The organism is Pontibaca salina (genome assembly GCF_016307205.1).
Taxonomy (GTDB): Bacteria; Pseudomonadota; Alphaproteobacteria; order Rhodobacterales; family Rhodobacteraceae; genus Pontibaca; species Pontibaca salina.
In genome coordinates this window covers 1-12,032 of the sequence record NZ_JAEIJD010000009.1, presented here as the reverse complement: position 1 = coordinate 12,032, position 12,032 = coordinate 1, and the positions used below count along the sequence as shown (strand labels likewise).

The following is a 12,032-nucleotide window of genomic DNA, read 5'->3' as shown; positions in this document are numbered from 1 at the left end:
TCGCAGATCAGCAGAACAGATCATTGCTGATCGCAAACACCATCAATGACAGGATCAACGAGATACCGATGGCCATCAGGATCCGCAGCGCGCTGTCGCTCGGGGGCTTTCCCGCCACTGCCTCATAGGCGTAAAACATCAGATGGCCGCCATCCAGCGCCGGGATCGGAAACAGGTTTAGCAGCCCTACGGCAGTGGACAGCACAGCGATGAACCAGACAAAGCTCTGCGCCCCCTGACTGGCCATCGCCCCCGAAGTTTCGGCGATACCGATCGGGCCAGAGATGTTGCAGGTGCTGATCGCGCCAGTCACCATGTGCCAAAGCCCCGACAGAGAACCGCGGATAATCTCCCATGTCTGGACCACCGCGCCCGTCAGCGCCTGAACCGGCCCCGCCGCATGTGTGGCCGGGACAAATGCCATCCCGCCGGCGATCCCGATCCGCCATTGATTACGAAAACCGCCGTCGGCTGCGGGCTCGTCGGTGCGCCGGGGCACAAGGACGAACTCCAATTCCTGTCCATCGCGCCACACGTTCAATGCCAGCGGCGCGCCATTCGATGTTTCCACGGCTTCGCGCAACTGTGCAAACGCGAACACCGTGTTTCCCGCTATGGACTGGATCACATCACCCGGTTTCAGGCCGATATCCATCGCGGCGCTGCGCGGCGCAACCTGCACGACCAAGGGCGGCATCAGATAAGGTCCTGATACCGTCGTCTCGATATCGTCGCGGCGAACGCGATAATCCAGAACCCGCTCGCGCGGGATCGCGGCGATAAAGTCACTCCACGCCGCCGGGTCATCGAACGCCGGCGCGGGCAAATCCGCGATTGCCAGCACCTCGTCCCCGGCGCGCAAATCATAGGCAGAAGCCTCGGGCAACGGGCGCAGTTCGCCAACGGTCAACGGGTCGGTCGCGACGCCCCGGAACATGAAGATCGCGGCGAAAACAAGGATCGACATAGCAAAGTTAAAGACCGGTCCCGCCGCCACCGTCGCCGTGCGTGCCCAGAGCGGAGCCCCATGCATGGTGCGGCGCAATTGCGACGGATCTTGGGCCGCAACCTGCATCGCCGCGCCATCCTTGCCTGACGCGGCATCCGCGTCGCCCAAAAACTTCACGTACCCACCAAAGGGAAGCGCCGCGACCTGCCAGCGGGTGCCGCGTTTGTCGCGGCGCGAAAACAGCACCGGGCCAAATCCGATGCTGAACACCTCGGCATGGATGCCGGACCAGCGCCCGACGATGTAGTGACCGTATTCATGCACCGCGACGATGACCGACAGCGCAACAATAAAGGCGACAATGGTATAGAGTAGCCCGCCAAACTGCGGAATTAATGCGAGAATATCCAAGAAATCTACCTTACCCGTTTCGCCATCATTTCGTCGGCGCGTATGCGTGCGAGATGGTCGGTTTGCATTACGTTATCAAGAGTCGTTGCGGCATCGATAACCCCCGGATCGGATTCAAATCGACTCAGCACATCCTCAACCACCCGCGCCATGTCGCAAAATCCGATGCGCCCGGCGATAAACCCGTCAAGCGCCCGTTCCTTGGCGGCGTTGAATACCGCGCCGCTCAACCCGCCACGGACCATGACCGCGCGCGCCAGCCGCAGCGCTGGCCAGCGTATTTCATCGGGCGCAGTGAAGCTAAGCTGTCCGATCCGCGCGAGATCAAGGCGCTCGATCGGCAGATCGCGGCGCTGGGGCCAGTGCAGTGCATAGCCGATCGCATGGCGCATATCCGGCGCACCAACATGCGCCATGAGCGCACCGTCTCGATAGCCGACAAGAGCATGGATCAGCGATTCGGGGTGGATCAGGACCTCGATCTGTTCGGGCTCGACTTCAAATAACTCATAGGTCTCAATAACTTCCATTGCCTTGTTAAACATGGAAGCCGAATCGATCGTGATCCGCTGGCCCATCTTCCAATTCGGGTGGCAGGAGGCTTCGGCCAAGGTCGCCCGCTCCAGCGCTTCCAGCGGCCAGTCGCGGAACGCACCGCCACTGGCGGTGAGGATAATCCGCTCGACCGCCGCCATGTCCTCGCCCACCAAGGCCTGAAACACAGCGGAATGTTCGCTGTCCACAGGCAATAACCGGGCGTCGTTACGGGCAGCCGTCTCGCGCACCAGCGCCCCGGCGCAAACCAGCGATTCCTTGTTGGCCAGTGCCAGCGTCGCGCCCTGCTGCAGCGCCATCAGCCCCGGCTTCAGCCCCGCCGCGCCTACAATCGCCGACATAACCCAATCGGCGGGTCGCGCCGCCGCCTCGACCAGTGCCTCGGCACCTGCCGCCGCGGCGACGCCGCTGCCCGCCAGTGCGGCGCGCAGGTCCTGCAGCCGGTTTTCATGCGCTGTCACCGCAATTTCAGCGTTCAGCGCAATGGCGTCGCGGGCAAGTTGTGCAATATTGCCACCGCCGGTCAGCGCCACCACGTCATAAGCATCGGGTGCTCGCGTGAGCAGGTCGATGGTATTCTGCCCCACCGATCCCGTGGCTCCAAGGATCGTCACCCGCCGCATCAGAACGTCCCTTGCGGCAGGCCTATCCATGCGCCGATCAATAGAACCAATAGCGCCGCCCCGAGCATACCATCGAACCGATCAAGGAACCCGCCATGGCCCGGAATCAGCCCGCTGGAATCCTTGACACCGACGCGCCGTTTGATCGCGCTTTCGGCAATGTCACCCATCTGCGCTGCGAACGCGACCAGCACTGACATCGGCACCAGCGCCAGTGTGACGTTTTGCGTCACGGCAAAGCCCAGTCCGACCAGCGCCGCCCCCAGCCAACCTGCGCCGGTGCCCGACCAGGTCTTGTTGGGACTGATCCGGGGCCAGAACTTCGCCCCGCCGATGACCTTGCCGGCAAAATACCCGGCCACATCCGAGGCGATGACGACAGAAATCAACCACAGCAGCCAGACAACCGAAACCGCGCGCAAGGCGATCATTTCATAGCCCGCCAACAGGATCAGCGCACCGTAAAGCACAAGGATCACCCGATGGCGCGACAGGACCGCGCCGCCGATAAGCGCGACAGCCAGCAACAGAGCGATTCCCGCGATGGCGGGCAGATATACCGCTGCAAAGATTGCCGCGCCCCCCAGTAGGCCCAACGGAACCGCCCGATTTCGCATCGCAGGGTCCAGCATCCGTGTCAGCTCCCAGACCATCGCACTGCAAGCCAGAGCGATAAAGCCCTGAAACACCGCGCCGCCGATCCACACCGCCGCCAGCGATACCGCCACAAGAACCACTGCCGAGCCGATACGCGGGCCCAGATCTGACCACCGCCCCTGCGCGCTCATGACGTTACCGCGCCAAAGCGTCGATCCCGCGCCCCATAGCTGATACAAAGATTGCGTAACTCACTAGCAGTAAAATCAGGCCAAAGCGTGTCGATGAACTCATATTCCGCATAGGCCGACTGCCAAAGCAAAAAGTTAGAAATCCGCGCCTCGCCACTGGTCCGGATCACCAGATCCGGGTCGGGCAAAACATGGGTATCCAGATATCGGGGAAGCGTTTCTTCATCTACGTCTTCCGGGCGCAGATGACCTTCGGCCACATCTTGCGCCAACCGCTTGGTCGCGCGGGCGACCTCGTCACGGCCCCCATAGTTCAGCGCGATTGTCAGATGAACGCGGTCATTATTGCTGGTTTCTGCTTCAAGCTCATCCATCAATGCGATCAGCTTGGCGTCCAGTCGCGGGCGATCACCAATAAAGCGCACCCGCACGCCATAAGCGCTCAGCGCCCGTGTTTCCTTGATGATATAGCGCCGAAACAGGCTCATCAGCCCGGCCACCTCGTCCTGCGTGCGCTTCCAGTTTTCGGTCGAGAAAGCGAATATCGTCAGGTATTTGATCCCAAGGTCCGGACAGGCCTTCAGTATTTCCCGCACGCGGCGCGCACCGGCATGATGCCCAAACAGCCGTGGCCGCCCTCGCATGGTGGCCCAGCGTCCGTTGCCATCCATGATGATGGCAACGTGGCGCGGCCCGCCCTTGGGTGCATTGAGAAAACTGGCTTTCATCAACTAGGTTCAGACCTGCATGATTTCGGCTTGCTTGGTTTCCAACTGGCTGTCCACAATGGCGATATTGCGGTTGGTCAGTTCCTGCACCTCGTTCTCCCAGAGCTTCTGATCGTCCTCAGACAGATTATCCGCCTTGGCCTTGCGGATCTGGTCCATGCCGTCGCGGCGGATATTGCGGATCGCCACACGGGCGCTTTCCGCATATTGACCGGCGACTTTGGTAAGCTCGCGGCGCCGCTCTTCATTCAGTTCCGGAATCGGCAGCATGATGATTGTGCCGTTCAGCTGCGGATTAATTCCCAGCCCGCTTTCGCGGATCGCCTTTTCCACCTTGCCGACCATACTCTTGTCCCAGACGTTGATCGTCACCATGCGCGGCTCGGGTACGTTTACGGTTCCGACCTGATTGATCGGGGTGCGCTGGCCATAGGCTTCAACCATCACCGGCTCAAGCATCGACGCGCTGGCCCGCCCGGTGCGCAGCGAAGCGAACTCCGTGCGCAGCGCCGCAAGTGCGCCTTCCATGCGTCTTTCCAGATCGCCTATATCCAGTTCAAAATCTGCTGACATACAGCTCTCCTCAATCCTGATCGCGCCATTTGTCGGTCTATAGCGTTAGCCATACACCTTTGTATAGGTCCCACGACCTGCCAGAATGCCGCGAAAGCCACCGGGTTCGTCCAGTGAAAAGACGATAATCGGCAAGTTGTTGTCCCGCGCAAGGGCAATCGCGCTGGCATCCATGACACCAAGCCGCTTGGTCAGCACGTCATCATAACTGATCGTGTCATAGCGTTCCGCATCGTCGAATTTCGCCGGGTCCTTGTCATAGACCCCGTCCACTTTGGTCCCCTTGAAGATCGCCTCACACGCCATTTCATTCGCTCGCAAAGTTGCTGCTGTATCCGTGGTGAAATAAGGGTTGCCAGTGCCTGCGGCAAAGATGCAGACGCGTTTCTTTTCCAGATGGCGGACGGCACGGCGGCGGATATAGGGCTCGGCCACCTCGTCCATGCGGATGGCACTGATCACGCGGGTGTGGATGCTCAGCGCCTCAAGCGCGCTTTGCATGGCCAGCGCGTTCATCACTGTGGCCAGCATGCCCATGTAATCTGCGGTGGTGCGCTCCATCCCCTGAGCCGAGCCCTGCAACCCTCGAAAGATGTTGCCACCCCCGATCACCATGCAGATCTCGACCCCCAGATCCCGCACCGATTGCACCTCTTGGGCGATGCGCGCAACGGTTGGCGGATGCAGGCCATAGGCCTGATCGCCCATCAGCGCCTCGCCGGAAATCTTCAACAAGACCCGTTTATAGGTTGTTTCAGACTGCAGCTCGGGAAATGTGTCGGAAGGGGTCATGTTGCGCTCCACCGCTGGACGGGGTTAATTTAATTGTAAAATGAAGCAAATCGCGCCGGGGTTCAATGTGCCTTGGGCAACAATGTGACTTTGCCATCACAACCCCAAAGGGACCACAGTATGAGCGCTTTTAGCGGCCTTCCCACGATCCCCTCAGACTGCCCGGTGCTGATTGCCGGCCCGACGGCTTCGGGCAAGTCAGCGCTGGCACTTGAGATCGCCCGTCAGGCAGGCGGCGTGATCATCAATGCCGATGCCAGCCAAGTCTATGATTGCTGGCGTGTCATCACTGCTCGGCCCTCATTGCAGGACGAAGCTGTCGCGCCGCACCGACTTTATGGTCATGTCGCTTTTGATCAGCCGTACTCGGTCGGGCACTGGCTACGTGAGGTGCGCCCGATCTTAGAAGGTGCTCAACGCCCGATCATTGTCGGGGGCACCGGTCTTTACTTTGCCGCGTTGACCGAGGGGCTGGCGGAAATCCCGCCGACCCCGCCCAGCATCCGCAGCGACGCAGATGCGATGCCGCTGGATGCACTGATCGCCGGGTTGGACGCCCGCAGTGCGGCGCGGATCGACCTGCGAAACCGCGCCCGGGTGCAGCGCGCCTGGGAAGTCCGCACAGCGACCGGGCGCAGTTTAGCCGAATGGCAGGCGCACACCCCGCCCCCGGATCTGCCGATCACCGCGACCGTGCCGCTTTTGATCGAGGCCGAGCGCGACTGGCTCAACCAACGAATCCTGTCGCGATTCGACCAGATGCTGGAACAGGGCGCCCTGGACGAAGTTGCGGCGATGGATCGGCAATTTGATGCCACCCTGCCCGCTTTCAAGGCCATCGGCGTGCCCGAATTGGTGGCCTATCGCCGTGGCACGTGTACATTGGACGAGGCCCGTGCCCGTGTCGTCATCTCGACCCGGCAATTTGCAAAACGCCAGCGTACCTGGTTTCGCTCACGGCTGGACAAGTGGCACAGGCTGCAACCGCGTGGCGGTGAGCAAGCGGGCTGACCTGAAATACGAACGACGGAAAGAGCCCGGACCATTATGAATTTCGCTCCCTCTGAATCCACCGAAATCCATTTAGTCACCCTCGGGCAGCTGTCGAAAGGGGGCAGTTGGAAACTGGATCTTGTACATGACTGGGGCGATCACGTCCTAATCTGGGTTACCCGCGGTCAGGGCGTCGCGCTGCTGGACGGCGCGCGAACCGGCATCGGGACGCATAATGCAATCTTCGTTCCGGCGCGGCACCTGATGGCGCTGGATATGGGGCGGCAAGGGTTTGGACAGGCGTTATTTATCCCTCCGTCCAGCGGCTTGCGTTTTCCCGAAACGGTACAACATCTCCGGATCCGCGACGCGCGGGCGCAGGCCGACCTGACCCTTTTGCTGGATTCGCTGGCACGCGAGCAATCAGACCGTCGCCCGCTAGGCCAAAGCGCGATGACGGCATATGCGTATCTGGCCGCGATCTGGTTGCGCCGCCAAATCCCTGAAGACGCTCCGGCCACCGCGCCCGAGACGCAAGAGCGCAGCCTTAGCCGCGCTTACTTTGCCCGACTCGCAAGCACCTTTAGCAGTGGTGCCACATTGGCCGACCATGCCCGCGCATTGAATACCACCTCGACCGATCTGGCGCACGCCTGCCAAGCCGAAACCGGCAAGTCCGCCGCCGCCCTTCTGACCGAACGCCTGCTACATGCATCGCGTCAATTGCTGGGCGAGACGCAGGCACCGGTATCGGAAGTCGCGCAGCAACTGGGCTTCAAGGACGTCGCGCATTTCGCCCGCTTCATCCAGCAACAAACCGGTCACCCGCCGGTCGCGCTGCGCCGAGCAGCGGCTGCGCCGGCTGATCCGTCAGGCCTATGAAGTAAATCCATGTGCACCCGCTCTGCGCTTGACCCCTTCCGAAAACTACTGCCGAATGATGCCTGAGACGCTTGGTCACGCCGGATCGTATTGAAGGAAACCGCAACAGGATGACACAGTCCCCTCCTCCCTCTGATAAAGTCCATCCGGCAGCGCGGATGCATGCCAGCGAGTATTTTGCTGGTCAGATCGGACGCCGTGAATTCCTGACCCGCGCCACCGCTTTGGGTGTCGGTGGTGCCGCTGCTTATAGCCTGATCAATGCAGCGCAGCCCGCCACAGCGCAGCCGGCGATAAAATCGGGAGGTACATTGCGCATTGAAATGACTGTCAAAGCTCTGGGAGATCCCCGCACCTATGAATGGTCCGAGCCGGGCAATCAGACACGGGGCTTTCTGGAATACCTCGTGGAATACGAAAGCGACGGCTCGTTCCGGCCCATGCTTCTGCAAGGTTGGGAAGTGAACGAGGACGCGACCGGTTATATTCTGCACCTGCGCAAAGGTATCAAATGGAACAACGGTGATGACTTCACCGCGCGCGACGTAGAACGCAACATCAAGGGCTGGTGCGACACCGATTTGGCAGCGAACTCGATGGCATCGCGCATGGGTGGGTTGATCGACGATGAATCCGGGCAGCTGCGCGATGGTGCGGTGACGACTCCGGACGATCACACGGTGGTGCTGACGCTCTCCACACCCGACGTCGCCTTGATCGCCAATATGTCGGATTTCCCGGCAGCGATCACCCACGCCAGCTATACCGGCGGCGACCCGTTCGAAAATGGCATCGGCACCGGGCCATTCCGCCCGGTCAGCATCGAGGTCGGCAAATCCTGCATCCTGGAACGCGCCACCGATCATCCTTGGTGGGGAACCGAGATTTATGGCGGCCCCTACGTCGATCGGGTCGAATTCATTGATTACGGCCCTGACCCCTTCAACTGGGTAAGTGCGGCGCGGGCCGGTGAAATAGACCTGCTTTATGAAACCGTCGGCGACGTCATCGATGTGATGGATATGATTGGCTGGACCAAAACCCAGACCCTGACGGCCGCCACCATCGTGCTGCGCGGCAACCAGAACGCCGAAGTCGACGGCATCAAACCTTATGCCGACACACGGGTGCGCCGCGCCCTCGCATTGGCGGTGAACAATGCGGTTTTGCTGGAACTGGGCTATACCAATCGCGGTGAAATCGCCGCAAACCACCATGTCTGCCCGATTCATCCCGCCTATGTCGATATCGGCGCCGCACCCTTTGACCCGGAACAGGCCCGGGAACTGTTGCAAGCGGCCGGGATGGCCGATTATGAACACAACCTCATCACCATTGATGACGATTGGCAGCGCAATACCGGCGATGCCATGGCGGCTCAATTATTGGACGCGGGCATCAAGGTGCGGCGCACGATCCTGCCGGGGCCGCGCTTTCGCCAAGATTGGACCAGCCACCCCTTCAGCGCAACCCAGTGGAACCATCGACCACTCGAGATCCAGATCCTGACATTGGCCTACCGCTCGGGCACGGCTTGGAACGAGACCGGCTATTCCAGCCCCGAGTTCGACCGGCTGATCACGCTGGCCAATTCCATCGCGGTTGCCGACAAGCGGCGTGAGGTGATCAGACAGATCGAACAGCTTTTGCGCGAAGATGCCGTCATTGTTCAGCCTTATTGGCGCTCGCTGTACAATCACCATATTGGCAGCCTGATCAATGCGGAACGGCACCCCGCGAATGAGATCCATCTTTACAAAATCGGCTTTGCAGGCTGAGAAGCCCGCCGCAGTTCCCCGCGACGGCCCTGTTTGACCCAAATCATACACCTCAGCGGGCGTAATCGGTCGGCATATGTTCGGGCAGATCCTGCGCCACGATATCGGCAAAGGCAGCGATCATCGCCGAATAAAATTCGTTCGGACCGGGTTCGATAGTCACGAACCCTTCGGGGGCGGGCCCGGCTGAACTGGCCCGAAGATTCACCGGATAACTGCGCGGCGCGGCAGTTGTCTGGGGGCTGGTGATGGTGACGGTGCCCTGCATGGAGTTGAATTCCTGACTTTCAGGCAGCATCGTTTCACCGTTCAACGCAACCCTGTTTAAGGAAACATGCACGTCATACCCCTTGGCCGCATCCGAGACCGGTACCCGTTCCGCAATTGCCTGTTGCAGGTCCGCCTCCATCTGAGGGTAATACATCATTGCATTCATCCCGTCGGCGGTGGCCGGCTCGGCGGTCACGGTGATTTCCTTCACCGCAGCGTCCTCGGCGCTCAACATGAATGGCGCGGTCAAAGCAAACGTGACAGCAGCGACGCTGGTGCGTAAAAATACTTGGGTCGACATGGCAGTGCTCTCCCTTTTTCCCCGACCGGCTCGCAAACCGGCCACGGGTACGATTTCTGCCTCCACAACCTCGGACAGGCGCAAAGGTTCCCCTGCCCAAACCATCACGGCTGCAAGAACTCCGACCGATCACCAAAAATAAGCGAGAAAACGCCGGCGCGCTTCGCGTCAGTTGCCGGCAATCACCACCACATAATTGCGGGTTTCCTGATACGGCGGCACACCGCCATATTTGCGCACGGCCCCAGGGCCAGCGTTATAGGCCGCCAGCGCCAGTTTCCAGGTTCCGAATTCCCTGAACTGGCGCGCCAGATAGCGCGCTCCACCATCAAGATTTTGGTACGGGTCCGCCGGGTCCACCCCCAGTGCCGCCGCTGTGTGTGGCATCAGCTGCGCCAACCCAAGCGCGCCCTTGTGCGATTTGGCGCGCGGATTCCAGCCTGATTCCTGCTGCACCAACCGCACAAAAAGATCTTCGGGAATGCGATGGCGCCGCGCGGCTTCCTGCGCCATCTGAAAATATTCGCCCCGATATTTGCCGGTATAGGTTTTCGAGAACTTTCCGGGCGTGTTTACCCTTGGTGGCTGCAGGCTGACCGAATTGTTGTATTGCACCGACGCGCGCGTATCCAGCACCTTGGTCTTTGAAGCGAACATCGCCCGGCGCTCGCGATCTTTCAGGACATCAGCACCGGCCGTGTCGGCCCCTGCCGACAATACCAGACCAAAAACAAAGATCCCTGACGCGATCCGATACATCAGCTGACATCCTGTCCCTTTATTATTGCTGGGCAATATACCGCCAAACGCTAAAATTGGAAGGTCTTGATGCGATCACCATCGTTAACCGTGTTTCAACCTTCCTGCAGGAGGTATAGGCTGTGGCCGGGTCGCTTGCCGGGATTCGCGGCGAACGAATTTTTATGACACCAGCAGGAGCCGACATGTCCGGATCAGTCAATAAAGTCATTCTTATCGGAAACCTGGGCCGAGATCCCGAAGTCCGGACATTCCAGAACGGGGGCAAAGTCTGCAATCTGCGCATTGCCACATCGGAAACCTGGAAGGACCGCAACACCGGCGAGCGGCGCGAACGCACCGAATGGCATTCGGTCGCGATCTTCCAAGATGGGCTGGTGCGTATCGCCGAGCAATATCTGCGCAAGGGCTCCAAGGTCTATATCGAGGGCAAGCTGCAGACCCGCAAATGGCAAGATCAAAGCGGTCAGGACCGCTATTCAACCGAGGTCGTCTTGCAAGGATTTGATGGCACCTTGACAATGCTGGATGGGCGCGGCGAAGGCGGCGGCCAGCGCGGCGGCGGGGGTGACTTTGGTGGCGGCTATGACAGCGGCCCACAAGATGATCGCTATGGCGGTGGTGGTGGTGGCGGCAGCAGCGCGCCCTCGTCACGTGATATGGATGACGAAATCCCATTCTAACGCCGGTTTTGATACAGATGTAAACTTTCCTAAAGTTCTGCAGTCTTCCCACCGGGCTGGCGATCGCCAGCCCTTTTTCTATGGCCGAAATCAAAGTTTCCATTGTTTCTGCAATATATTCGGCGGCACCGAAGAGGTCGTTGTTCGGAACCCTGCGGTTTCATCTGCTCGCAGGATCAGTTCCATGACTTTGTGTCGATCCCGGCCTTGGCAAATAGATCGGACGCGTTTAGGTAAGGAATCGTGACGGAGCAGTGGCAGAGTGGTCGATTGCTGTCGCCTTGAAAGCGACCGGGCCTTTGCGGGTCCCGTGGGTTCGAATCCCACCTGCTCCTCCATCACTACATGTTAAGCCGTTGTTCTCAAATAGACACTGAAATGCCCCCACCATGACTCGGATCGTCTCAGAAGACGCTGGAGCATGGCGGTACTGGAATGCGTCGGGCCATGCAGTGGCTGTTTTGGCTGCTGCCCTAAGCAATCGATCCTCGGCATTCGGACACTGGATCAGCGTTTCCGGTGGCAGCTGTCATTGGGAGGGACGCGCGGTTCGGCCCGGCAAATAGCGTGCAAATGGCCCTTTGCCTTGGCCCGAACTGTCTTCGGCCTCTCTTTGACAACATTGCCAGTTTAGTGGAGCCAGAAACGCTGTTCTTTCGCGACGCAAAAGTCCTCGCCGAGCAGGTTGCTCGTCGAATGGGGCCGGTCGACACCGATGCAATCCAGTTCAGGAGGGGGCGTAAGTGGGCAACATAAACGAACCCTAACCCAAGATCTGGGTTAGGGTTTTTTCTAGCTTGCACGCACCGCAATCCTAACTGGCGGCTATTTCAGCAGGCTGTTACTCGTCCGCACCGCGATAGCGGTGATAGGGCAAGGGGTTCCAGACCCGCTGGTTCAGGGCCTCTGCTTCCGGCACGGGCGGAGTGGTGTTCAGCAGCCCCTTG

Annotated in this window: 12 protein-coding genes and 1 tRNA gene; 5 read left to right on the top strand and 8 right to left on the bottom strand. The window is 60.0% G+C overall.

Going from position 1 to position 12,032, the window contains the following annotated elements; genetic code table 11:
* Nucleotides 1–7 precede the first annotated feature (7 nt).
* The 6 genes from rseP to pyrH are packed head-to-tail and all read right to left on the bottom strand — an operon-like array spanning nt 8 to nt 5,419.
* Nucleotides 8–1,360: an RIP metalloprotease RseP gene (gene rseP / locus JAO82_RS10985; RefSeq protein WP_198686430.1), complete on the bottom strand. Its 1,353-nt coding sequence runs from the start codon at nt 1,358–1,360 to the stop codon at nt 8–10.
* Between the two features lie 5 nt (nt 1,361–1,365).
* Nucleotides 1,366–2,538, bottom strand: coding sequence for a 1-deoxy-D-xylulose-5-phosphate reductoisomerase (gene dxr, locus JAO82_RS10980; protein ID WP_198686429.1), 1,173 nt, complete (start codon nt 2,536–2,538; stop codon nt 1,366–1,368).
* Nucleotides 2,538–3,326 (bottom strand): phosphatidate cytidylyltransferase, encoded by a 789-nt coding sequence (locus JAO82_RS10975; protein ID WP_198686428.1) that lies wholly within the window; start codon nt 3,324–3,326, stop codon nt 2,538–2,540. Before JAO82_RS10975 ends, dxr begins: the two co-directional genes overlap by 1 nt.
* Nucleotides 3,323–4,054 (bottom strand): polyprenyl diphosphate synthase, encoded by a 732-nt coding sequence (gene uppS / locus JAO82_RS10970; protein ID WP_198686427.1) that lies wholly within the window; start codon nt 4,052–4,054, stop codon nt 3,323–3,325. The genes JAO82_RS10975 and uppS overlap by 4 nt, the downstream gene beginning before the upstream one ends.
* A 9-nt stretch (nt 4,055–4,063) precedes the next feature.
* Nucleotides 4,064–4,627: a ribosome recycling factor gene (frr, locus tag JAO82_RS10965; protein WP_198686426.1), complete on the bottom strand. Its 564-nt coding sequence runs from the start codon at nt 4,625–4,627 to the stop codon at nt 4,064–4,066.
* Nucleotides 4,628–4,672: 45 nt separating this feature from the next.
* On the bottom strand, nt 4,673–5,419 hold the full coding sequence (gene pyrH / locus JAO82_RS10960) for a UMP kinase (protein ID WP_198686425.1): 747 nt from the start codon (nt 5,417–5,419) through the stop codon (nt 4,673–4,675).
* Nucleotides 5,420–5,539: 120 nt separating this feature from the next.
* Between pyrH and miaA the strand changes: the two genes are divergently transcribed.
* From miaA to JAO82_RS10945, 3 genes are all read left to right on the top strand, one after another.
* The gene (gene miaA / locus JAO82_RS10955) at nt 5,540–6,430 is read left to right on the top strand and encodes a tRNA (adenosine(37)-N6)-dimethylallyltransferase MiaA (RefSeq protein WP_198686424.1); all 891 of its coding nucleotides are present in this window, start codon (nt 5,540–5,542) and stop codon (nt 6,428–6,430) included.
* Between the two features lie 36 nt (nt 6,431–6,466).
* The gene (locus JAO82_RS10950) at nt 6,467–7,294 is read left to right on the top strand and encodes a helix-turn-helix domain-containing protein (RefSeq protein WP_198686423.1); all 828 of its coding nucleotides are present in this window, start codon (nt 6,467–6,469) and stop codon (nt 7,292–7,294) included.
* Between the two features lie 110 nt (nt 7,295–7,404).
* Nucleotides 7,405–9,072, top strand: coding sequence for an ABC transporter substrate-binding protein (locus JAO82_RS10945; protein WP_198686422.1), 1,668 nt, complete (start codon nt 7,405–7,407; stop codon nt 9,070–9,072).
* Between the two features lie 52 nt (nt 9,073–9,124).
* Here JAO82_RS10945 and JAO82_RS10940 read toward each other — a convergent pair whose 3' ends face one another.
* Both JAO82_RS10940 and JAO82_RS10935 read right to left on the bottom strand, forming a co-directional pair.
* Nucleotides 9,125–9,643, bottom strand: coding sequence for a hypothetical protein (locus JAO82_RS10940; protein ID WP_198686421.1), 519 nt, complete (start codon nt 9,641–9,643; stop codon nt 9,125–9,127).
* A 168-nt stretch (nt 9,644–9,811) separates the two neighbouring features.
* The gene (locus JAO82_RS10935) at nt 9,812–10,402 is read right to left on the bottom strand and encodes a lytic transglycosylase domain-containing protein (RefSeq protein WP_198686420.1); all 591 of its coding nucleotides are present in this window, start codon (nt 10,400–10,402) and stop codon (nt 9,812–9,814) included.
* A 185-nt stretch (nt 10,403–10,587) separates the two neighbouring features.
* Between JAO82_RS10935 and ssb the strand changes: the two genes are divergently transcribed.
* Both ssb and JAO82_RS10925 read left to right on the top strand, forming a co-directional pair.
* Nucleotides 10,588–11,085: a single-stranded DNA-binding protein gene (ssb, locus tag JAO82_RS10930; protein ID WP_198686419.1), complete on the top strand. Its 498-nt coding sequence runs from the start codon at nt 10,588–10,590 to the stop codon at nt 11,083–11,085.
* A 248-nt stretch (nt 11,086–11,333) separates the two neighbouring features.
* Nucleotides 11,334–11,423 (top strand) — tRNA-Ser (locus tag JAO82_RS10925).
* The last annotated feature ends 609 nt before the right edge of the window (nt 11,424–12,032 follow it).